The following is a 21,835-nucleotide window of genomic DNA, read 5'->3' as shown; positions in this document are numbered from 1 at the left end:
GCGGCAGGTGTGTCTAAATAAAGGTAAAATAAGGAGTAAGCGATGAGGAAAGCAGACTTTACAGCGAGAGTGAAGAAGATCGAAATCGTCAACCGGGTGCTGTCAGACGGCTGGGCGCAGTCCATCCGGGTGATTCTGGAGGACATTGAGCTAACCGGCGAGAACCTTTTAGAGCTAAAGCAATTCAAGCCCAACGAGCAGGTGCTGGTTGAGCTGAGCCGGGTCCAGGTCAGCCTGCTCGACTTCGACGCCAAAAAACAAGCCGCAGCAAACACGGAGCAAAAAAGCCAGGAGCTGCTTGGCAGTGATAGCTTGTGTGTTGAGGAAAAGGAATTCATGGACCTCACGGAAGGTGACGAGCCCCTGGGGGTGCATGAGAAGGTGGAAAAGGAGTGGAAGTTTGATGCAGGTTAAACGCGCTAAAATACCTGCCTATTCTACGAAAAAACAAAGCATGTCGCCATACGCGGTACCACGCAGCATGAAAATACCAGTCGGTGTGGGGGCGCGATAGCGCCGTACTTGCGCAGCTCTAATGTAATTTTGTACGAATGAATTTCAGAGTATATATGCCTTTCCCCAAAAGCCCGCTCACCTGGGCGTGTGCAAGCCGCACATGCCAGGTGAGTGGGCCTATTTTTTTGGCTGCCACCTATCCCCGCACACTACACTTTAAAATTGGCTACCCTTGTCAGCAAATTTCCAATAATATCTATCTCGGTCCTATTCAAAGATAATTCCTCATTTAAGGATGAATTGTCGAATATTTCAAGAAATAGGTTGACATCAATGCATATCATTTAAGGCGGCGTGACTGTTAATCTTGTGACTGCTTAGTGAGGTTCCCGGTTTAAGCCGGTTACACCAACATAGTAAGTGAGATTACGAAAATTTAATCCAAGAGTTAATCGGCAACCTTCCATACAGATGATTGGGGCAAGAGAAGGAGAGAACTATTTATGGATAAAAAGAATATGGATTTGAATAATTTTGCTGACAAGGATGGTCTCTTCAAGGTTAAAGACCTGCAGGTTAATATAGACATTAACGGTAATTACACTTTTAGGTTTCACAAAACTCTACCTAATCAACCATCAAAAATAAGGTGAAAAATATCATTTCTTTGAAAACAGTCACATGATGAAAACCAGCCAGTGGTGCGGGTTGTATGGTTTGAGAATTTTAGGAATTGAATTAAAAAGAGGTGCAATGTTTTCTACCTACGTCCCAGGGAACATGTTGATAAGTAAGACAGGCCAAAAAACGCCCAATAATGTGTCACAGTGTCAAGGGGGCCTTGGGACTGTGGAAGCGGATTATGTTATTTGTGGTAATTGTCTTGGTAATATATTCTATTAGTGTAATAACCGATTCAACTCAGACTATAACCCAAACATCAACCAGTCAACCGCTGAAGTACAAAGTGCTAGAGAGCACCTGTACCGTGTGGCTGAATTAGCCAAAAATTTAGCTCAAAAATCTTTTTATAAGACAAGTAATAATCTAAGCTGGAAGTAAAGAGTTATTGGTAAGGCAGGAAGAGATGAAAAATTGCATGCATTCTAAGCGTTTTATTGCTCATATTCGTAAAGCCGATAAGAGAGAACAATATGTGGATGAGCACAATGACCATGTAGCGGATCTCGCTGCTGCCGTGGCACTGCAATACGGCGTTGCAAAGATGGCGAAGCTTGCAGGACGGCATCATGATGATGGCAAAAACACACCGGGATTTGCTGCATATATTCAGGCTGCAGCTGAGGGAAAGCGGGTTGTCCGCGGTTCAGTCATCCATTCGACCCATGGCGCGATACTTGTTAATGAATTGGCTTCCCCAAAGGATGTGTATTCTAAACTAACTGGGGAAATAATCCGAACAGTCATTATGAGTCATCATGGACTGAGAAACTGCCTTTCTTTAGACGGCGATGCTGTTTTTGCGGAGGGGGCAGAAAAGGTTTCCGATTCCTATGAAGGTGTAAAAAAGGTGATATATCAGCATTATGGTGAGGATTTTATCAACAATGAATTTGTAGGTGCCTGCCGCGACGCCCGGTCTATTGTAGAGAAAATTCGATTGTTACAGGGCAAAAGCGAGTTTTTAGGTTCGCAGCATTTTTATTTGTCGATGTTCACCCGCTTACTTACCTCTATTGTCATTGATGCCGATCGCACAGATACCGCTTGCTTTGAAGATAAGACCTCATTGCCGCAGATCAAAACGCCGGCCGAGCGCAAGGAAATGTGGGAGAATTATCTCAAATATTATGAAGCAAGACTTGAAGAACTGCAAAAGGGGAAAAAACCATCCAGTTTGGATCCACACCGAGCGGAAATATCAAGGTCCTGTGCAGAATTTGATGCGGGTGAGGCCGGAATTCTTCGGTTGGTAGTACCCTGCGGCGCAGGAAAAACCTTAGCCGCTCTCCGGTATGCTTTACATACTGCCCGGCGTTATGAGAAACAGCGCATTTTATATATTGCGCCCTTTAATTCCATTCTGGAACAAAACGCATCGGAAATTTCTAAATTTATTGGGAACGCCAATGCTGTGCTTGAGCATCATTCAAACATTATCTTTGATTCTGATGAGAGTGAAGACGAGAAGAGGTATCAATCATTGATTGAAAACTGGGCACAGTCACCTGTTGTGGCTACCACAGCCGTTCAGTTTCTGAATACGTTGTTCGCGGGAAAAACATCCTACCTGCGCCGTATGCAGGCACTGGGAAATTCAGTGATTATTCTGGATGAAATTCAAGCTCTGCCGATAAAAGTGTTAAAGCTCTTTAACGCAGCAATGAATTTCTTGGCGTCTTTTTGTAAAACCTCGGTAGTACTTTGCTCAGCCACCCAACCCCTTTTGGACAGACTTGATAATTACCGCATTCTGCAGCCGCAAAGCATTATTGAAAATGAAGAAAAATACGGTGAGGCCTTCCGGCGTGTACAAATCACAGACTGCATGACTGAGCAGGGATTTTCAATGGAAGAAGCAGCCGGTTTTATTGTCAGACAACTGGATAGCGCAAACTCGGTACTGGCTATTGTAAACACCAAAGCGTGTGCTCGTAAAATTTTTAAGCATATTCGGGACATGGTTAGAGAAAAAACTCAATACCGGATTTTCCATTTATCCACCAACATGTGCCCTGCTCATCGCAGCAACGTATTGCAGGAAATGTGCAAACTGCTTGCGCAGAAAGATTCCAACGAAAAAATCATTTGCATCAGTACTTCTTTAATAGAAGCGGGAGTGGATGTTTCTTTTGAAAGGGTCGTCCGTTCATTGACCGGCCTGGACAGCATTGTACAAGCAGCGGGACGCTGTAATCGCAATTATGAAACGTCCTATGGAATAGTCTCAATCATCAATATTCGGGATGAACATGCAGGCAGGCTGGGATATCTCAAAAAAGCTCAAGAGGCTACACGGGAATTGCTGTACAGCATGAAGCTATCTCCGGAGCGTTATCCGGGAGGGGCTTTGTCCAAAGCCGCGATGGGGGAGTATTACGCGAGATATTTCAAACCTTTGCTGACGGAAATGGCATATCCCCTCAAGTTTGATCCAGAGCACACCATGCTCGATTTGCTGACGAGCAATCCTTCCGGCAAAAAGGGATTTAAAACAAAATACCCTCAACAGCAACCCCCTCAGATGAAACAGGCTTTCAGGGAAGCCGGTGAAGAGTTTTCAGTCATTGATGATGACGGAAAAGTGGATGTTTGCATTGAATACGATGGTGATGCCGGGAAATGGCTGCAAAAGCTGAGATCGGCGGCTACTTTTCAAGAAAAACGTCTGGCCCTGCGGTATTTGCAGCCATACACAGTGCAGTTAAGAGAAAATGACTGGATCAGGAAGCAGCGATCTGCTCTTGCACCGGAAGATGCGGGCATCCTTGTACTCCCGCAGGGCTATTATGACAGCGAATATGGAGTGGATGAAACCCTGGATATTAAGATGGAAACGTTAATCATTTAAATCAAGGGAGGTGATGGTTATGGAAGTAAAGAGAAATACCGTTGAATTTCTGGTAAGCGGTGACAGAGCCCTGTTTTCCGATCCGGTCACGCGTGTGGGAGGGGAAAAAACAAGCTATTACGTGCCGACTTATGAAGCATTAAAAGGCATACTGGCTTCAGTCTACTGGAAGCCTACGATCATTTGGATTATAGATGCAGTTCGTGTCATGAACATGATTCAAACGCTGTCAGAGGGGATCCGCACAAAGAATTACTATGGCGGAAATGATTTGTCGATCTATACCTATCTTAAAGACGTCCGGTATCAAGTCCGCGCCCATTTCATATGGAACGAGAACCGTCCTGAACTAGCGGCAGACCGCAATGAGAACAAACACCATAATATTGCCCGGCGCATGATTGAACGGGGTGGACGGCGGGACATTTTTCTGGGAACGAGAGAATGCCAGGGAACGGTTGAACCTTGTGTGTTCGGAGAAGGCTCTGGAACATATGACCTTGTGGATGAGCTTAATCTTGGCTATATGCTCCACGGTTTTACCTATGCGGATGAAGCGGTGAGAGATGCTGAAAAGGGGCATATGAGCGTGCGCTTCCATCATGTTGTTATGAAAAAAGGCGTAATTGAATTTCCAAACCCGGAAGAGATTCCGGACAAGGACAGACGTATCCTCCATAAAATGCCGGTCAAACCTTTCGGAGAAGCAATGGGCAATTTTTCTGGACTGGGTGAATTTGCTGCTGAGGAGGTAAGTCAATGAACTGGGTATCGTCGCTTTGTGCCTTGTATGATGCCAACGCCTATCGAGCCGGGGCAGTAGAAAGGTGGAAGGGAAGAGATTTAGTGCTGCTTCCCATTGGATACGATACCATGGAGGCACAAATTGAAATCCATATTGATCAAAACGGTAACTTCATAGGCGCGCGAACGCTGGAAAAAGATGAGGCGGAAACCCTTGTCCCTTATCCCGAAAGCAGAACCAGCGGAATCAAGGCATTGCCTCTTTTTGACTGCTTGCCTTATATAGCCGGTGATTTGCTGGAAACGGTAACATTTTATTTTCCCGGCGCAAAAAATGAAAAAGACAAACAGAACAAGAGGGAAAGGCTGAGAGAATCCTTTCCACTTTACATTGCGGCCCTCAAAGCATGGTGTGAATCGCCTTTTTCCCATCCGAAGGTGATGGCAATCTATCACTATGTTGCGAAACAAGCGGTCGCAGAGGATTTAATCAACAGTCAGGTACTATTGGCTGATGAAAATGGCATCATTTCTGACAGGATTAAAATTCAAAATGCGTCGGTTGAAAAGGCCTTTGTACGCTTTCGGATTTTTATGAATGACAATAATTCTCCGGATAGTATCCTTAGCGATCCAGACAATGCACATGACAGTGCCGTATGGTTTGACAAAACGGTGCAGCACAGTTTTATAGACTATTATTCATCTACTTTTCAAAAAAAGGACCTTTGCTATATGATTGGGGAACATATGCCTATTGCTAAAACAAATCCGGTAAAAATACGGGGCAAATGGGATACCAAGGCCAAATTGATTTCTGCTAACGATGACAGCAATTTTTCGTATCGGGGACGTTTTAATACGAAAGAGAAAGAGACTGGCTACAACGAAGCTCTGTCCATAGGTTACATCACATCCCAGAAAGCGCATAATGCACTAAAATGGATTATCCGCCGGCAAGGATTCAGCAGAGACGGTGTCTGTATGGTGGCCTGGGAAAACGCATTGAGGGATTTGCCCAACTTCTATGACAGTGCGGCCGGTATTCTAGCCAAAGTATCCGACGAAGGTGAAGACGATGAGGCGGAATTCGAGGAAGTGGCACTGTTTGAGGAGGATGAAGCCGACGTTCCAGTGACGAATTATGTCAGTGCGGCGAAGTTTAATGCGGCTCTGAATGGATACGCTTCAAAATTGAGCGATATTTCAAATATGGTGGTTCTTGCCCTTGACAGCGCGACTCCCGGGAGATTGGCTATAACTTATTATAAAGAACTGGATTCTTCCCGTTATCTTAAGAATCTCCGCACATGGCATGAAAGCTGCTGCTGGAAACACGAATATATCCAGGACAAGAAATTGAAGGTTTACGAAGGAATGGCTTCTATTCAGGAGATTGCTTTGGCGATCTATGGTACGGAACAGGGGGAGGATAAAAGCAATCCGCAACTTAAGCTTTCCAAAAACAGTGATAATAAATCTCCCATGCTGGTATCCGCTTTTGAACGATTGCGCCCGTGTATTATTGAGGGCGCTGCAATTCCTCGGGACATGGTGCGTACTGCAGTTCTGAAGGCCTCCAATCCTTTGGCTTACGAGGCGAAATTTAATTATAATAAAGTCCTTCATATCGCCTGTTCAATGGTAAAACGACTCTATTGGGAGAAGAAGCAAAGAAATGAACGAGAAGGAGTGATTTTCAAAATGGAGCTCGATAGAAGTAACCGGAATAGGAGTTATCTTTACGGGCGCCTGCTTGCTGTAGCGGAACGAGTGGAGAGATCTACCTATGAAAAAGGGGAAACACGCGTTACAAATGCGGAACGGTATATGAAGGCCTTTTCGCATGCTCCTTTCCGCACATGGACAATGATTTGGAATAATTTGCAGCCGTATATGAGGCAGCTGAAACCTTCCGGAAGAGAATTCTACAAGAACTTGGTCGGTGAGATCACAGAGCTATTTAAATATGAGGAGCGTATTTCCGTCGATCCCCTCGATGGGAAATATTTGATTGGATATGATTGTCAAAGGTCAGAACTGAAACGCAAGCCTAATGGGCAGTCTTCTTCGGAGGAAGAAAACAAAGAAGAAAATAATGAAGGAGAGGAACGAAAATGAGCATTCTGCAAAATAAGATTGATTTTGCGGCCATTGTCTCGGTTACGCGGGCAAATATCAATGGAGATCCCCTCAATGGAAACCGTCCCCGGGAAGATTATGAGGGATATGGGATCTTTTCGGACGTGGCTATCAAGCGCAAACTTCGCAACCGGCTTCAGGATTTGGGCGAATGCATTTTCATCCAGTCGGATGACCGTTCGGATGACGGACATAAGAGCTTGAAAGATCGAGCGGATGGTTATGCGGAATTTAAAGCTGAAATGAGCAAGGGGAAAAAAGCTGATAAAGATAAATGCATGCAAATTGCTTGCCGTAAATGGTTTGATGTACGTGCATTCGGCCAGGTGTTTGCTTTTAAAGGGGATGAAGTATCCCTTGGTGTGCGCGGCCCGGTATCGATTCAGCAAGCCGTCAGTGTTTCCCCCATTGACATTGTGGATATGCAAATTACTAAAAGCGTGAACAGTGAGGCAGGAAAGAGCGGCAAATCATCGGACACGATGGGGATGAAGCATTATGTTAATTTTGGGTTGTATGTGATCCGCGGCAGTATTAATTGTCAATTGGCTGAGAAGACTGGTTTCACTGACGAGGATGCGAAAAAGCTCAAAGAGGCTTTGTGCACGTTATTTGAGAATGATGCCTCCTCGGCGCGACCGGACGGCTCCTGCGAAGTATGCAGGGTTTACTGGTGGGAACACGCTGAAAAAACACCGAAAGAAACATCGGCGATGATCCAGCGCGCTTTGCATATCACCCCCAAAAAAGATGTTCCGGAATCCTTTGGCGCTTATGAGATTGTTCTGGACAGAACGGAATGCGTTCTTGAAATCATCAATTTGGTTTGAAAGAACTGAAGATTTGCGATGAGGTATTAACGATGGAATATCAAGAGGAGGATTTTTTGCTCTTGTCCGGGATCCAGCACTTCGTCTTTTGTAAGCGCCAGTGGGCCTTAATCCATATCGAACAGCAGTGGCAGGAAAATTTGCGCACTGTTGAGGGCGGAATCCTGCACGAGAAAACCCACGATAATACCATCAAGGAAAAGCGGGGAGATTTGATCATATCCCGGAGTATGAGAATTTTTTCCCGTACGTTAGGGATTACCGGAACTTGTGATGTGGTGGAATTCCACAAGTCCCGGGACGGAGTCACCCTCTATGGCCGGGAGGGAAGGTACAAACCGGTTCCTGTGGAGTATAAACGAGGCAAGCCCAAGCAGGGCAATGCGGATGTTCTGCAATTATGCGCTCAGGCTATGTGCTTGGAAGAAATGCTCTTGTGTGACACTACCGAAGGGTATCTGTATTATGGGGACCCCAAACACAGGCTTAAAGTGCTGCTTGACGAGGAGATCCGGGAACAGGTAAAGGCGATTTGCCAAGAGATGCATGAACTGTACGACAGAAGGTATACGCCCAAAGTAAAGCCGACAAAGAGCTGCAAAGCTTGTTCCCTCAGTGAGCTTTGTCTGCCTAAGCTGTGTAAAAATCCATCGGCTCTGGCCTATATGAAGAAGACTATTTCGGAAATTGAGGTTGATAAATGAGAAAATTATTAAATACCCTCTATGTGACTTCGCCCAATACTTATTTATCCCTTGATGGAGAAAATATTGTGATTTTAAAGGATGAGGCAGAGGCTCTGAGAGTTCCCCTGCATAATCTGGAGGGTATTATTGCCTTTGGCTACACCGGTGCCAGTCCAGCCCTGATGGGTGCCTGCGCAATGCGCAATATTGCCTTGAGTTTTATGAAGACCAGCGGAAAATTCCTGGGCAGGGTGGTTGGCGAAGTTAAGGGCAATGTTACCTTGCGAAAGACTCAATACAGGCTTTCGGAGGATGAGGGGGAAAGTCATAAAATTGCCAAATCCTTTATCTTGGGAAAAATATATAATGCCCGCTGGGTGGTTGAGCGGGCAACAAGGGATCATGGGGCCAGGCTGGATGTAGATAAATTGAAAGGAGTCTGCCAAACCCTGGCTAACGCTTTGAAACTGGTTGAAAAAAGTCAGGATTTAGAGCAGCTGCGGGGATTTGAAGGGGAAGCTGCGGCCCAGTACTTTCGAGTATTGGACGATTTGATTCTTCAGCAAAAAGATGACTTTTATTTTAATTCCCGGAATAAACGTCCTCCCTTGGACAATGTCAATGCCATGTTGTCCTTTGTCTATACCCTTTTAGCCCATGATACTGCGGCGGCGTTGGAAACGGTTGGGCTGGACCCCTATGTGGGATTTCTGCACCGGGACAGGCCGGGGAGGATTTCCCTGGCCCTGGATTTAATGGAAGAGCTGAGGGCCGTGTATGCGGACCGGTTTGTTATTTCTTTAATTAATAAAAGAGAAGTCAATGACGGCGGTTTTACCCGGATGGAAAACGGAGCGGTCATTATGGATGATGATACGAGAAAAGCTATTCTTAAGGCTTGGCAAAGCAGGAAACAGGATGAGATAAGGCATCCCTTTCTGCAGGAAAAAATGGAATGGGGACTTGTGCCCTATGCTCAGGCTATGCTGTTGGCCCGGTTCATCCGGGGGGATTTGGATGGGTACCCGGCCTTTATGTGGAAGTAGGTGAGATGAGATTTTAGTGCTTATCACATATGAGCCAAACGTATTAGGAAAACTGCAAAATAGCCCGGAACAAGGGCAAAAATAAAATCAAATTTGAAGCTATCACATTACACAAGACACCGCCTTAGTGAGACTATGGGCGGTGTTTTTGTATGGTAGCGGTCACTTCGGGCCAATATGTCCCGAAGTGGAAAGGAGGGATTGCAATATCCCCACCGGGCTTGATTGAAAAATCAGGCCTTTTTTTATGCCATTCAAAGATGAAGGAGGTATAGCGCATGGCAAAAAATGAACCCAATAGGCCGGACGATGTAAAAACCACGCCCGTAAATGAAGCTCCGGCAGAAGAACAAATCGCTCCTGCCACCACACCGCCAGAGATTGCCGGTGACAATCCGGCTCCTGAACTGACCGCCGAGGAAGCGGCAACACCGGCCCATGAGGGCGAAGCGGCATTGCAGGAAATGGGCGAATCAGAAATTGAGCCGTCCACACCGTTAGATATTGGCGGCGAACATATCCCCGACCCCGGCGACGTTGTTGTGCCGTTTGACAAAATCAATGAGCTTGTATCAGAAAAGCAGAAGGCGGCGCGTGAAGCCAAACAGACCGCCGCCCCGGAAAAACAGGTAGGGCAACAAGACAAAGCAACCCCGCAGGAAGCAAAGGACAGCGAAAAAGAGGATACCCGGCAGGAGTGGGAAAAACCGCTTTCCGAAATTGAAGCAAAAAAGGAACGCAAGCCCCGCGCCGAAAAGCAGAAACCCGTCGCTGAGAAAAAAGCTCCGGGAAAAGAGCCGGAGCTTACCCCTGCCCAAAAAGGTGGAAAGACACGAAAGGCCCGAAAAGCAGAAGTTCTTGACTTCATGGAAGGAAAACGTACTTCCCCACTGCCGGACGGCAAGCCTATTTCAGATGCAAAGAAAAAGGCCCCGGTTAAAGAGGAAGCCACTACCCCGGAGCCGGAGAAGCCGCCGGAACCGAAGGAGGCCCCGCGCAAGGGTGAACCGGAACAGATTGTATATATTAACCTGTCCGAGCTACACGCCTTCAAAAATCACCCGTTCGCAGTCCGGGACGATGAAGAAATGCGGGCTATGGTGGAAAGCGTCAAAGACAAGGGCGTTACGCAGCCAGCTATTGTCCGGCCCCGTGAGGATGGCGGGTATGAAATCGTGTCCGGCCACCGCCGCCAGAAAGCCAGTGAGCTTGCCGGATATTTTGAAATGCCCTGTATCGTCCGCAATCTTACCGACGAGGAAGCCATCACGCAGATGGTGGAGGACAACACCAACCAGCGTGAAAATATCCTGCCAAGTGAACGGGCCAAAGCCTTGAAAATGCAGTTGGAGGCTATCAAGCGTCAGGGTGCGCGCGCCGATCTGTCCACTTCGGGCCAAGATGCCCCGAAGTTGGAAAACGGGCAACGCTCCAATCAGGTTGTGGCCGAGCGCAACAAAATGACGGTCAAGCAGGTGCAGCGGTATATCAAGCTCAACGACCTCGTACCTGACCTGATGAAAATGGTGGACGAGAAAAAAATCGCGTTCACTCCCGCCGTGGAAATGGCATATATCAAGCCCAAAAATCAGCGGTATATCGCCGTTGCCATTGAAGGCCAGCAGTCAGCCCCGTCGCTGTCACAGGCACAGCGGATGCGGGAGCTTGACGGAAAAGGCATTTTAAATGCCGATGTGATTGACGGTATTATGTTGGAAGAAAAAAAGGAGGCAGACAAAGTGATTATTTCCAGTCAGGAATTGAGCCAGTATTTTGGCAAGGACAAAACACCCCGCGAAATGAAGGACACCATTATCAAGCTGTTGGACGAATGGAAAGGCCAGCAGAAGGATATTGCCAAGCCGGAAAAACAGGCCGAACAGGAAAAGTAACATCGGGCCAAGTTGACCCGATAGGGTTTTGCGGGGCGCTGCCCCGCGCCCCGAAGCTCAAAGGATATAATATATTCCCCGTCGCCATATACGGGATAGCATAACCGGGAAAGTCTGTCAAGAGCTTGCCGCCGTAGGCGGTGCTTCGCACTCTTGACAGGCTTCTCCCGGTTGTGCTTTTAGTCGGTCAAGCGACGGGGATATATTCCTTTGAGCCGCTCCCTTTCCAAGCGTGGAAAGGGCGGGGGGATAGGTTGACAAATTCAGCGCAACAAGAACGGAGGTACTTAAAATAATGAAACGACCTTTAGCATACATCACAGCCGCATGGAGCGGCGACCATACCGCCGATACCAAAAAAGCGGCGCGGTATTGCCGGGCGGTATACGAAGCGGGCTTTTCCCCTGTTTGCCCTCTCCTGTATCTCCCGTTATTTCTCAATGACGCGATCCCGGAGGAACACAAAAGCGGTATTGATATGAGCCGCGACCTTTTACGCCGTTCCCATGTGGTGGTTGTCTGCGGCAACGGCATGAACGAGGATATGAAAAACGACATTGCCATAGCCGGACGGCTGAACATTACGGCTACCACTCTGGATGGTATCTTGACAGTCAAGGGACAGGGCCGGGCGAAAGACCATGCTTGAAGCCTATGTTACCAACCTTGGGAGATATAACGAGGGGCATTTGGACGGGGAGTTTTTAAAGCTCCCCGCTACCACCGAAGAAGTGCAGGCCCTTCTAAAACGGATTCATGTGGATGGAGTACGGTATGAGGAAATCTTCATTACCGATTATGAAACGGACATTCCGGGCCTGCATGACTGTTTGGGCGAATACGAAAGCATTGACGAACTGAACTATCTGGCTTCCCTGCTGGATGATATGGAGGAATGGGAAGCCGAAAAGTTCGCCGCAGCTATGGAGTTTGGAGAACATACCGGGAGCGTCAGGGACTTAATCAACCTCACGCAGAATCTGGATTGCTTTGAGCTTTATCCGGGTATCGAGGACGAGGATGATTTGGGCCGCTACTACATTGAGGAAATGTGTACGCTGGAAATCCCGGAGCATTTGGAAAACTACATCGACTATGAGGCATACGGGCGTGATATGAGCATGGACGATAACGGGCTTTTTGTGGACGGCGGTTACATCGTAAATAACGGTGACAACTTCATTGAGCATTACAACGGCAGGGATGATCTGCCGGAGGAATACAAAATTTTCGCCTATCCCGCGCCGGAAAAGTCTATCCGCAATACGCTCAAACAATATCAGCAGATGATTGACAACGCACCGCATCCCGCAAAAGACCGCCCCGCCCCGGCCTTTGAGGAACGGTAAATCCACTTCGGGCCAAGTTGTCCCGAAGTGAGAAAGGAGGATAACACCTTATGGCAAAAGGTAAAACGGTTACTGCCCCTATTATGGAAAACGAGCATGTGAAAGAGCTTTTGGCAATTCTGCGGGAAAACAACGCTCCCTCTACGCAGGATTTTCTTGCGGTTCTGAATCAGGTAGGGGCAATGGAACGCCAGCTTGACGCGGCGGTAAAGGAGCTTGCCGCCATGCACCGGGAACTGAACGAGGCGCGGGAACAGGCCCATCCCGTTAAAACCGCCCTGCAAATCGCGGTCAAGACGCTGGATAAAAACGTGTCTGTACTGCGGGAACGGCTGGATGCTGTAAAGCAGACTGTAATTGAGGGCTGCAAAACCGCCGTGGGCGCTTTCCGGGAAAAAGGGATTTCCGCACTGGATAACATCGTCCGTTTTTTCAAAATGCGGCCCATGCTGGAAGCCATGCGTGACGATCTGGGCAAAAGCATCCGGTTTAGCGAAGCGACAATTTCAAATATTGAACTTGTGAGTACCGAGTATCATGAGGCCGGGCTGCACATTAAAAATATGGTTCGTGCTATGGCGGGAAAGGAAGCCATACAGGACGCTAAATCGGTGGGAAAACTGGCTAAGGCGCTGGAAGCTCCCTTCAAAGTGGAACGCTCCTGCCTTGTTTCCATGAAAAAGACTGTGGAGGCTGTTATCGGCAATCTGGCCCGGCTGGAAGAACGGGCAAAGCCGTCTATCCAAAAGGCCATCCAGACCCACAATGAACAGATTGCACAGGCGAAAAAAGATGCTCCGGCCATTGAGCGTCCCCGCCCTGCCAATGCGGAAAGGTAACCCACTTCGGGCCAAGTTGGCCCGAAGTCCCCCGCTTGTATGGATTGCACTGTATGGCAGGAAAGGAGGTTTTTCATGCAGGAAGATATTGAACGCCGGGCGGTTGCCGTTTCGGTAAACGCGGCGAAGCTCTCCGCTAAAACGCTGGCAAAAGCATTGGCGGCGGCGTTGCGGAAGATCCAAAGGGATTATCACAAGGCGCAGACCCCCCAGGGCAGACAGAGCGTCAAAAAGCTGATGAACCACCGTGTTTCCACAAGCGCCCTTCCGCTGGACGGCGAAACCAAACTGTTTGACCGCGTGGCCCGGAAATACAATGTTGACTATGCCTTTCACAAAACCGGGCCGAAAAAATACCTGCTGTTCTTCAAGGCCGGGCAAGCCGACGCAATCACGGCGGCGTTTTCCGAATATACCAAGCTCGTTATGGGCCGGGGTAAAAGCAAACGCCCCTCTATCCTGCAACAGTTAAGGCAGTTTGGGGACAAAATACACTCACGCCCCCGCGAACAGCAACGGAAACGGGAGGTGGCCCATGAGGACAGATAAAATCAGGATGTATGTGCTTCCGAACATTCCCTACCTGTTTATTTTTTGGTGCTGTTTGAAGCTCGGTACAGCCTACCGCCTCGCGGCAGGGGCCGGTTTCGGGGAAAAGCTGATCGGCATGATGAACACCACAGGCCCAGCGTTTGGAACAATAGCGCCGGGTCTTGTCGTATCCGATTGGCTGATTGGCCTTGCCGGGGCCGTGATCATCCGGCTGGTGGTGTGGAACAAGGTAAAAAACGCAAAGAAATTCAGAAAGGATGTGGAATACGGTTCGGCCCGGTGGGGAACGGCAAAGGACATCAAGCCGTTTGTAGACCCCGTTTTCAAAAACAACGTCATTCTTACCGGGACGGAGTTCCTTACGATGAATACCCGCCCGGCAAATCCCGCCAACGCCCGAAACCTTAACTGTTGTGTCATTGGTTCCTCCGGCTCCGGCAAAACCCGCTTTTGGCTGACCCCACAGCTTTTGCAGGCTCATTCTTCTTATGTGGTGGTTGACCCGAAAGGCGGTATTTTAGGGCAGGTCGGTTTCTTCCTAAAGAGGAAAGGCTACAAAATCAAGGTATTCAACAGCATCGACTTTTCCAAGTCCATGCACTATAACCCGCTTTCCTACATCAAGACGGAAAGCGACATTCTGAAATTCGTCAACGCCCTGATTACCAACACCAAGGGGGACGGCAAAGAGGGTGACGAGTTCTGGACAAAAGCCGAAACCCTTTTGTACTGCGCTCTTGTGGCGTACATCGTCTTTGAGGGGCCGGAGGAAGAACGCACCATGAATACCCTTGTGGATATGATTAACAGCATGGAAGTGAAAGAAGATGATGACAACTTCAAAAATGCTGTGGATTACATGTTCATGGGGCTGGAAAAACGCAATCCAAATCACTTCGCTGTCAGGCAGTATAAGAAATATAAGCTCGCCAGCGGTAAGACAGCAAAATCAATCCTGATTTCCTGCGGAGCCAGATTAGCCCCTTTTGACATTCCGCAGCTTCGGGAGGTTATGAGCTACGACGAGTTGGAGCTTGACCGCATGGGCGACCGGAAAACGGCGACTTTCTTTATAATCTCCGACACCGACACGACCTACAACTTTATCGTAGCCCTTGCCTTTTCGCAGATGTTCAACCTGTTATGCGAACGGGCCGACAACAAATATTCAGGCCGCTTGCCCCATCATGTACGGGTACTGTGGGACGAGGCTGCGAACACGGGACAGGTGCCACAGCTCGAAAAACTGGTGGCGGTCATCCGCTCCCGTGAAATATCCCTGTGCCTGTTTTTACAGGCGCAGAGCCAGTTGAAGGCTCTGTACAAAGACCACGCCGAAACCATCATGGGGAATATGGATTCAGTTATCTTCTTGGGAGGCCGGGAGCATACCACCGTTAAGGAGCTTTCGGAGGCTTTGGGGAAAGAAACGATCTCCATGTATACCGAGAGCATCACGCGGGGAATGCAGCAAAGCCACGGTCAAAATCTGCAACGGCTTGGAAAAGAGCTTATGACGGTGGACGAACTGACCACAATGGACGGAAGCAAGTGCATTCTACAGCTTCGCGGCCTCCGTCCCTTCCTTTCCCCGAAGTATGACCTGAAAAAGCACCCTTGCTATAAATATACTTCCGAAGCCGACAAACGCAACAGCTTCGATATTTCTACCCTGATAAACCGGCGCATGGAGGTAATGCCGGACGAGCAATACACCGTATATGAGGTAGACGCGCCCGGAAAGGACACCGCCATTGACGCAGACGAGGACATTCTCAACTATGACGATGTGGACGATCCGAATGCGTTTGCATAACTTCGGGCCAAGTTGGCCCGAAGTCCTACACCGCCAGAAATGGCGGTTTTTTCATATCCAAAATCAAAATAGAAAATGGAGGTACATGCTATGCAATTCTTTACAAGTGCAGTAAATACCCTGCAAACCCTTGTCGTAGCCCTTGGCGCGGGCCTTGCCGTATGGGGCGTTATTAACCTTCTGGAAGGGTACGGGTCAGATAACCCTGCCGCAAAATCTCAAGGGATCAAGCAGCTCATGGCAGGAGGCGGCGTTATCCTTTTGGGTACTACCCTTGTGCCGCTGCTGTCCGGCCTGTTTTAAGGTAAAACAGTATGGATTTTCTCACCGACTGGATTACCAATTGGCTGAAAGGCGTACTTATTGACGGCATTATGGGGAACCTGAACGGCCTTTTTGACAACGTAAACAACCAGGTCGGAGAGATTGCAAACCAAGTGGGAACTACGCCGGGGAATTGGAACCCCGGCGTGTTCTCCCTCATACGGCAGCTTTCCGAAACGGTTGTCTTACCGATTGCCGGATTGGTTCTTACTTTTGTCATGTGCTACGAGCTGATCCAGATGATTATTGACCGGAACAACCTGCATGACATTGATACATGGATGTTCTTCAAATGGGTATTCAAAACCTTTGCCGCCGTGCTGATCCTGTCCAATACCTTTAATATCGTCATGGCAGTATTTGATGTGGCGCAAAGCGTCGTAAACCGCGCCGGAGGACTGATTGGCGGCAGTACGGCGGTCAGCCCGGATATGTTAAATACGTTGGAAGCCCAATTAACAACAATGGACATAGGCCCGCTGCTTGGCTTATGGCTCCAGACCGGTATTATCGGTGTCACCATGAACGCGCTGAATATTGTGATTTTCGTAATCGTATATGGCCGGATGATAGAAATATACATGCTGACCAGTTTAGCGCCCATCCCCTTTGCCACGGTGGTAAACCGTGAGCTTGGAAGCACAGGCCAGAACTATTTCAAATCTTTAATGGCGGTCGGCTTTCAAGGGCTTCTCATTCTGGTATGCGTCGGCATTTACGCTGTGCTGATCCAGAGCATTGCCGTAAGCGGCGATCCCATCGGCGCGGTATGGACGGTAGTTGGCTACACGGTGCTGTTGTGCTTCACGCTCTTTAAGACCGGAAGTCTTGCCAAATCTATTCTGGGAGCGCATTAGGAACTTCGGGACATGTTGGCCCGAAGTGAGAAAGGAGAATTTTTCAATATGAGTAACGAAAAAACGACAGCCGGGCAGGCCCCGGAACAGGAGGCCGCCCCCATCCTTCCGATCAAGCTGGATGTTTCTGTCCGGCCCATTGAACCGAAGGGAAATCTTGTAGGCTTTGCAAGCCTTAAAATCAATGACAGCTTTGTGATTGACGATTTTAAGGTGTTGCAGAGTGACAAAGGCATTTTTGTGGGGATGCCGAGCAAACCGGATAAGAACAGCAAGACCGGCTATCGGGACACCGCCCGGCCCATTACCAAGGAATTTCGCGCGGAGCTGACCGAGGCGGTGACAGCGGCTTACCGTGCGGAGGTTGAAAAATTGCAGGCCCGCGCCGCCGCTGTTACTACCCCGGAAAAGCAGTCTATCCCGAAGCAACTTGCCGAGGGTGCGAAACAGGCGGCAAAGGAGAACGCCGCCCGTCCTGCCCCCGCAAAGACCAGTAAAACGAAAAATGCGGAACGGTGACTTCGGGCCAACTTGGCCCGAAGTCCTGTTTTTACCGGGAAGGAGGAAATGAATGTTCAATAACCCCGAAAACTCGCCGTGGGGAAAGGTGCAAACCTGTGATGTGCTTTGTCCCGGCGTGTTCCTTGTCAGCACCGCCAGCCACGGCGGTACGATGGTTTCCAAGGAGGTTTCGGCTCTGCTTTCCCATGCGGCTCAAAAATGCGGCTTTAAGCAGGGCGGCTATCTCTGCTTTGAGGAAGATTGTCAGGAAAATGTTGTTCTGCGGGAGCTTTTGGATAAAAAGCTGTGGAGCGTTCCCGACCGTATCAAGGACAAAGCGGCCTTTGAGGAAAACATCAACAAGTCCATCCGGGAGTACAACCCGGAATACTGGCGGGCGCGTCAGGCAGGGCTTGAAAAAGCCCCGGCCCGGCAGAGTGTTCCGGCTCACAGCGCCGAACGTTAAACCACTTCGGGCCAACTTGGCCCGAAGTGCCATTTTATCCGAAAGGAGGAACTAAACCATTTGAAGCTACTCAAAAATCGTATCTTTTTAAGCGCCCTTTGCCTCATTCTGGCGTCGGCTGTGTCCTTTTTGCTTTTGCCGCGCTTCTATGCGGATAAGAGCGCAACGGTCACAGTTTTGCGGGCTGCACAGGACATTCCCGCAGGTACGGAGCTTACGGAAAACCAGCTTGTCAGTGTAGAGGTTGGCAGCTACGGCTTGCCGGAGGGCGTGATAAACGACAAGGCACAACTGATCGGCAAGGTGGCGCAGACCGCCATTGCCAAGGGGGATTATCTTTTTCCCCAAAAGGTGGGCGACTACCTTGCCGATGCATTGCTTGACCGTATTGTGAAAAACAATCAGCGGCTTGTTACCGTCAGCGTTCCGAGTATCGCCGCAGGACTTTCCTCCCATCTGCTGGCAGGGGATATTGTCACCGTAGCCGTCTTTTTGGAAAGCACCGCAGACGGGCAGGATTCGTCCCCGCAGGTCATTCTTTATCCAGAGCTAAAGAGCTTGGAGGTATACAGCGTAGAAAATGCCAAGACGCAGGACACCGCTGAAATGCGGGAACAGCTAAAGGAAAGCCAGTCCGGCTCCAGCGACCCGGTAGTAAAGGCGGTCACGCTCATTGTAACGGAGGCACAGGCCAAAAAGCTCATTGAAGCCGAGTATACAGGTAAATTGCATCTGATTTTCGAGAAACGGGGGGTGAGTATCCATGAGCAGTAAAATTTATACGGTTTGGGGCGGGAAACACAGCGGCAAAACCACCTTCGTGGTCAGCCTTGCCTGCGCCCTCTCTAAAAGTGATAAGCTGGTGGGCCTGATTTCCTCCAATCTCACCTATGGGGAATTGCAGACCTTTTTTGGCCAGAGCGTTCCCGAAGAAAAAGGCATCTTTGAAGCATTGAGCGAAAAAAGCCCCAATATCGGGGAACGGTTTTCGGAGTATACGGAAAGCAAAAACCTGTTTTTCCTTTCCGTTCCTACCTCATATACCGGGATGCTTTCCGAAAATGTGACCCTTGAAGAAACGGAACAACTGATCAATGCCGCCTCCCTTGTGTTTGACATTCTGATTATCGACGGAGCCGCCGAGATTAACAATCCTGTTTCCGGCGTTGGCCTGTGGCTCTCCAACGCCATTTTCACCCTGCACAGGCCGTCTATCGCGGCGCAGATGTGGTACAGGTGCGTTTCAGACTTTATGCGGGAGCTTCATATCACGGAAAAGCAAAAACATATTCTGCTGGCTCCCAATGGTGAATTTGATACCAAAACCTATCAGGATATGATGCAGTTGCCGTTCCCCTATGAGCTTCCCTATATCAAAAGCGCGGGTGAGTTGGAAAATGCGGGAACCCCTTTGTATTTTGCCAGTGACCGCCCATGCAGACGCTACGGCAGAGTGACGGAACAGATCGCCGGGAAAATCTGCGGAGGTGGTAAGACATGAACAGCAAATTTTCTGTAAACGACCTGATATACCGCGCCAACAAACGGCGTTCCGACAGCGGGGAAAGCAGTAAGGCACAGGATTACGGGGAAATTCTCGATAAGCTCCAACGGCTGATCGCCAAGCACCATTCCGCAGAGCTTGCCGAAGTGCTGTATTCCAAAGAGGCCGAAGGAAAGCTCAAAGACCTTATCATGCGGTACTTAAATCAGGAACAGTTGGTTGCCAAAGACCTGCGCAACATTTCCGAGCTGGTGGACGCCGTTTATTACGACATGGCCGGAATGGGCCTGTTATCCCCTTATTTGCAGGATGCGGACACGGAGGAAATCAACATTGACGGCTCCGGGGGTGTTTGGGTACTCTACCGGGACAAAAAAATACGCCTGAAGGAAACCTTCAGCAATGCGGAAGCCTGTGCGAATATCGTGCGGAAAATGAGCCGCTTCGGAAATGTCATTCTGGACGGCTCCAAACCCCTTGGGGACAGCTTCATTGCCAAAGGCATCCGTATGTCGGGAGCCATTACCCCTTGCGTTGACCCAGATGCAGGGGCTATCGCTTCCATCAGAAAGCAAAAGCCCCTGCTGATTACAAGGGAAAACCTGATTGAATGGGAAACCGCAACCCCCGATGAACTGGATTTTCTAACCATGTGCGTGAATCATGGTGTATCCATCGGAATTGCCGGAGCTACTGGAAGCGGAAAAACCGCCGACATGGGCTATATTCTAAGCTGTGTCCCCGAAGCAAAGCGTATCGTCACCATTGAGGATACCCGCGAATTGTCGCTGGCGCGGTATGACGAAAACGGCGTGATGATAAATGACGTGGTTCATCTTCTCACAAAGGAAGAACCCAATCCCGTTACCATGCTGGATTTATTGAAACTCTCCCTGCGGCTCCACCCGGAAATCCTTGTGCCTGCGGAAATGAGAGGAAAAGAAGCGTTGACGGTTCAGGAAGCCGGACGTACCGGGCATACCGTTGTCAGCACCTTACACGCCAACAGCGCCCGGACAGCCTATGACCGTATTTTAACCATGTGTTTAGAGGCCGGAACCTCACTTTCCGAGGAACGGCTATTAAAAAACATTGTGGAAGCCTTTCCGGTGATGGTGTTCAAACGGCAGTTACCGGATAAGTCCCGCAAATACATGGAAGTGTTTGAGGCCACGGGGGTACAAAACGGCGAAGTCACCGGAAGCACCCTGTATCAGTATGTGGTTGACCATTATGAAAGAGACAAGGAGGGCCGGATTACAAGGGTTGTCGGCAGTCACCGCCACATGGGGAATATTTCTCCGGCTCTTGCCGAACGGTTGTTAATCGGCGGCGTTCCCGAAAGGGAGATCCGCCGCTTCATGGAAGGAGGCGCGGCATGAACCCGATTACCTGTACCCTTGCCGCCGTGTTCCTCCTGATAAGCCTTGCCCTGCTTTTTCTTTTCCGTCTGAACCCCTTTTCCATAGCGGAAAACCCTTTGAAAAAGCGCCGCCTGATTTTGGCGGGAACAAAGCTGAAAATAACGGAACGGATTGCCCTGCACTTTGCCACTCTGTTCCGTCAAACCCGGTGCAGTAGGAGGAAATTTTTCATTCTGCTGATTTTATCGGCATCCGGTGGGTTTATTGCCGGGCTTTTGCTCTTTTCCAATGCGGGGCTGGCGGCGGTGATGGCAGTCTGTGTCCTTCCGGCTCCGTACTTTTACCTGACAGTGAAAAGCTCTGCGGCGGCAAGGGAGGAAATCGAAGGGCTGGAAAACACCATGTCCATCATTACCAACGCCTACGCCGGAAACGATGACATTATCAAGGCGGTGGAGCTTTATGTAAAGGAAAAGAACCGCTATGTCCCGGCGCATTTGAGAACACCCACACCCTTTGACGAGTTTGTATCGGAAATCCGGCTCATCAATCCCAATGTGGAGCATGGGCTTTACCGCCTCTCCGCGAAAATCAAAAACCATTACTTTAGCGAATGGGTAAAGGCCCTTATTCTCTGCCATCAGGACAGGCGGCTCAAATTTGCCTTGTTTCCTATTGTCAAAGCCATGAACGATGCCAAGTCAATGCAGGTGGAAAGCGACGGCATGATGGTTCGGGTATGGCGGGACTATCTGCTGACGGCGGGCCTTATGTTCTCCGTTATTCCCATGATGCGTTTTGCAAACAAGGAATGGTTTTTTCTCCTGACCCATACCACCGTCGGGAAGCTGCTGATTATTCTTATGATGGTGACGGCTCTTGCCACAGCTTTTTATGTGATGAAGGCAACCAAGCCGTCCAACCGATAGGAGGAA

At 49.1% G+C, this 21,835-nt stretch carries 22 protein-coding genes; all 22 read left to right on the top strand.

Translation table 11 applies throughout. The features are described 5' to 3' along the window. Positions 1-42 precede the first annotated feature (42 nt). The 22 genes from Psch_RS21225 to Psch_RS13125 all read left to right on the top strand — a co-directional run bounded on the left by Psch_RS21225 (position 43) and on the right by Psch_RS13125 (position 21,829). Positions 43-414: a hypothetical protein gene (locus Psch_RS21225; RefSeq protein ID WP_243124111.1), complete on the top strand. Its 372-nt coding sequence runs from the start codon at positions 43-45 to the stop codon at positions 412-414. 545 nt (positions 415-959) lie between these two features. Continuing rightward, a complete protein-coding gene (locus Psch_RS13225) occupies positions 960-1,109 on the top strand; it encodes a hypothetical protein (RefSeq protein WP_190258411.1) in 150 nt (49 codons plus the stop codon). Between the two features lie 416 nt (positions 1,110-1,525). Then, complete coding sequence (gene cas3 / locus Psch_RS13220; protein ID WP_243124110.1) at positions 1,526-3,988, top strand: CRISPR-associated helicase Cas3'; 2,463 nt, start codon at positions 1,526-1,528, stop codon at positions 3,986-3,988. A 19-nt stretch (positions 3,989-4,007) separates the two neighbouring features. Continuing rightward, positions 4,008-4,751, top strand: coding sequence for a type I-C CRISPR-associated protein Cas5c (gene cas5c / locus Psch_RS13215; protein WP_190258410.1), 744 nt, complete (start codon positions 4,008-4,010; stop codon positions 4,749-4,751). After that, the gene (gene cas8c, locus Psch_RS13210; RefSeq protein ID WP_190258409.1) at positions 4,748-6,853 is read left to right on the top strand and encodes a type I-C CRISPR-associated protein Cas8c/Csd1; all 2,106 of its coding nucleotides are present in this window, start codon (positions 4,748-4,750) and stop codon (positions 6,851-6,853) included. Before cas5c ends, cas8c begins: the two co-directional genes overlap by 4 nt. Further along, a complete protein-coding gene (gene cas7c, locus Psch_RS13205; RefSeq protein ID WP_190258408.1) occupies positions 6,850-7,704 on the top strand; it encodes a type I-C CRISPR-associated protein Cas7/Csd2 in 855 nt (284 codons plus the stop codon). Before cas8c ends, cas7c begins: the two co-directional genes overlap by 4 nt. A 32-nt stretch (positions 7,705-7,736) precedes the next feature. Then, positions 7,737-8,408, top strand: coding sequence for a CRISPR-associated protein Cas4 (gene cas4 / locus Psch_RS13200; protein ID WP_190258407.1), 672 nt, complete (start codon positions 7,737-7,739; stop codon positions 8,406-8,408). Continuing rightward, a complete protein-coding gene (cas1c, locus tag Psch_RS13195) occupies positions 8,405-9,436 on the top strand; it encodes a type I-C CRISPR-associated endonuclease Cas1c (RefSeq protein ID WP_190258406.1) in 1,032 nt (343 codons plus the stop codon). The genes cas4 and cas1c overlap by 4 nt, the downstream gene beginning before the upstream one ends. A 278-nt stretch (positions 9,437-9,714) precedes the next feature. After that, on the top strand, positions 9,715-11,328 hold the full coding sequence (locus Psch_RS13190; RefSeq protein WP_190258405.1) for a ParB/RepB/Spo0J family partition protein: 1,614 nt from the start codon (positions 9,715-9,717) through the stop codon (positions 11,326-11,328). A 295-nt stretch (positions 11,329-11,623) separates the two neighbouring features. Beyond that, positions 11,624-11,977, top strand: coding sequence for a DUF7768 domain-containing protein (locus tag Psch_RS13185; RefSeq protein WP_190258404.1), 354 nt, complete (start codon positions 11,624-11,626; stop codon positions 11,975-11,977). Then, the gene (locus Psch_RS13180) at positions 11,970-12,677 is read left to right on the top strand and encodes an antirestriction protein ArdA (RefSeq protein WP_190258403.1); all 708 of its coding nucleotides are present in this window, start codon (positions 11,970-11,972) and stop codon (positions 12,675-12,677) included. Before Psch_RS13185 ends, Psch_RS13180 begins: the two co-directional genes overlap by 8 nt. 50 nt (positions 12,678-12,727) lie before the next feature. Further along, positions 12,728-13,516 carry a DUF6674 family protein gene (locus tag Psch_RS13175; RefSeq protein ID WP_190258402.1) on the top strand — a complete coding sequence of 263 codons (789 nt, stop codon included), beginning with the start codon at positions 12,728-12,730 and terminating at the stop codon, positions 13,514-13,516. A gap of 75 nt (positions 13,517-13,591) precedes the next feature. Beyond that, entirely contained in the window at positions 13,592-14,065 is a 474-nt protein-coding gene (locus Psch_RS13170) for a PcfB family protein (protein ID WP_190258401.1), read from the top strand. Then, positions 14,052-15,884, top strand: coding sequence for a VirD4-like conjugal transfer protein, CD1115 family (locus Psch_RS13165; protein WP_190258400.1), 1,833 nt, complete (start codon positions 14,052-14,054; stop codon positions 15,882-15,884). The genes Psch_RS13170 and Psch_RS13165 overlap by 14 nt, the downstream gene beginning before the upstream one ends. A 90-nt stretch (positions 15,885-15,974) precedes the next feature. Then, entirely contained in the window at positions 15,975-16,187 is a 213-nt protein-coding gene (locus Psch_RS13160; RefSeq protein WP_190258399.1) for a Maff2 family mobile element protein, read from the top strand. An 11-nt stretch (positions 16,188-16,198) separates the two neighbouring features. After that, a complete protein-coding gene (locus Psch_RS13155) occupies positions 16,199-17,065 on the top strand; it encodes a VirB6/TrbL-like conjugal transfer protein, CD1112 family (protein ID WP_190258398.1) in 867 nt (288 codons plus the stop codon). Positions 17,066-17,113: 48 nt separating this feature from the next. Continuing rightward, the gene (locus tag Psch_RS13150) at positions 17,114-17,584 is read left to right on the top strand and encodes a SpoVG family protein (protein WP_190258397.1); all 471 of its coding nucleotides are present in this window, start codon (positions 17,114-17,116) and stop codon (positions 17,582-17,584) included. Positions 17,585-17,636: 52 nt separating this feature from the next. Continuing rightward, positions 17,637-18,032 carry a DUF7007 domain-containing protein gene (locus Psch_RS13145; protein WP_190258396.1) on the top strand — a complete coding sequence of 132 codons (396 nt, stop codon included), beginning with the start codon at positions 17,637-17,639 and terminating at the stop codon, positions 18,030-18,032. Positions 18,033-18,092: 60 nt separating this feature from the next. Then, entirely contained in the window at positions 18,093-18,806 is a 714-nt protein-coding gene (cpaB, locus tag Psch_RS13140) for a Flp pilus assembly protein CpaB (protein ID WP_190258395.1), read from the top strand. After that, positions 18,796-19,533: a P-loop NTPase family protein gene (locus Psch_RS13135; RefSeq protein WP_190258394.1), complete on the top strand. Its 738-nt coding sequence runs from the start codon at positions 18,796-18,798 to the stop codon at positions 19,531-19,533. The genes cpaB and Psch_RS13135 overlap by 11 nt, the downstream gene beginning before the upstream one ends. Beyond that, the gene (locus Psch_RS13130) at positions 19,530-20,918 is read left to right on the top strand and encodes an ATPase, T2SS/T4P/T4SS family (protein WP_190258393.1); all 1,389 of its coding nucleotides are present in this window, start codon (positions 19,530-19,532) and stop codon (positions 20,916-20,918) included. Before Psch_RS13135 ends, Psch_RS13130 begins: the two co-directional genes overlap by 4 nt. Beyond that, positions 20,915-21,829, top strand: coding sequence for a hypothetical protein (locus tag Psch_RS13125; protein WP_190258392.1), 915 nt, complete (start codon positions 20,915-20,917; stop codon positions 21,827-21,829). Before Psch_RS13130 ends, Psch_RS13125 begins: the two co-directional genes overlap by 4 nt. Positions 21,830-21,835: the final 6 nt, after the last annotated feature.

The sequence above is a fragment of the Pelotomaculum schinkii genome, from assembly GCF_004369205.1.
GTDB lineage: Bacteria > Bacillota > Desulfotomaculia > Desulfotomaculales > Pelotomaculaceae > Pelotomaculum_C > Pelotomaculum_C schinkii.
This window is presented reverse-complemented; position numbering and strand designations above follow the sequence as displayed.

Bases quoted from the DNA above. Each gene is read 5' to 3' on its own strand.
- Psch_RS21225 (WP_243124111.1), top strand. From the start codon at position 43: ATGAGGAAAGCAGACTTTACAGCGAGAGTGAAGAAGATCGAAATCGTC.
- Psch_RS13225 (WP_190258411.1), top strand. From the start codon at position 960: ATGGATAAAAAGAATATGGATTTGAATAATTTTGCTGACAAGGATGGT.
- cas5c (WP_190258410.1), top strand. From the start codon at position 4,008: ATGGAAGTAAAGAGAAATACCGTTGAATTTCTGGTAAGCGGTGACAGA.
- cas8c (WP_190258409.1), top strand. From the start codon at position 4,748: ATGAACTGGGTATCGTCGCTTTGTGCCTTGTATGATGCCAACGCCTAT.
- cas7c (WP_190258408.1), top strand. From the start codon at position 6,850: ATGAGCATTCTGCAAAATAAGATTGATTTTGCGGCCATTGTCTCGGTT.
- cas4 (WP_190258407.1), top strand. From the start codon at position 7,737: ATGGAATATCAAGAGGAGGATTTTTTGCTCTTGTCCGGGATCCAGCAC.
- cas1c (WP_190258406.1), top strand. From the start codon at position 8,405: ATGAGAAAATTATTAAATACCCTCTATGTGACTTCGCCCAATACTTAT.
- Psch_RS13190 (WP_190258405.1), top strand. From the start codon at position 9,715: ATGGCAAAAAATGAACCCAATAGGCCGGACGATGTAAAAACCACGCCC.
- Psch_RS13185 (WP_190258404.1), top strand. From the start codon at position 11,624: ATGAAACGACCTTTAGCATACATCACAGCCGCATGGAGCGGCGACCAT.
- Psch_RS13180 (WP_190258403.1), top strand. From the start codon at position 11,970: ATGCTTGAAGCCTATGTTACCAACCTTGGGAGATATAACGAGGGGCAT.
- Psch_RS13175 (WP_190258402.1), top strand. From the start codon at position 12,728: ATGGCAAAAGGTAAAACGGTTACTGCCCCTATTATGGAAAACGAGCAT.
- Psch_RS13170 (WP_190258401.1), top strand. From the start codon at position 13,592: ATGCAGGAAGATATTGAACGCCGGGCGGTTGCCGTTTCGGTAAACGCG.
- Psch_RS13165 (WP_190258400.1), top strand. From the start codon at position 14,052: ATGAGGACAGATAAAATCAGGATGTATGTGCTTCCGAACATTCCCTAC.
- Psch_RS13160 (WP_190258399.1), top strand. From the start codon at position 15,975: ATGCAATTCTTTACAAGTGCAGTAAATACCCTGCAAACCCTTGTCGTA.
- Psch_RS13155 (WP_190258398.1), top strand. From the start codon at position 16,199: ATGGATTTTCTCACCGACTGGATTACCAATTGGCTGAAAGGCGTACTT.
- Psch_RS13150 (WP_190258397.1), top strand. From the start codon at position 17,114: ATGAGTAACGAAAAAACGACAGCCGGGCAGGCCCCGGAACAGGAGGCC.
- Psch_RS13145 (WP_190258396.1), top strand. From the start codon at position 17,637: ATGTTCAATAACCCCGAAAACTCGCCGTGGGGAAAGGTGCAAACCTGT.
- Psch_RS13135 (WP_190258394.1), top strand. From the start codon at position 18,796: ATGAGCAGTAAAATTTATACGGTTTGGGGCGGGAAACACAGCGGCAAA.
- Psch_RS13130 (WP_190258393.1), top strand. From the start codon at position 19,530: ATGAACAGCAAATTTTCTGTAAACGACCTGATATACCGCGCCAACAAA.
- Psch_RS13125 (WP_190258392.1), top strand. From the start codon at position 20,915: ATGAACCCGATTACCTGTACCCTTGCCGCCGTGTTCCTCCTGATAAGC.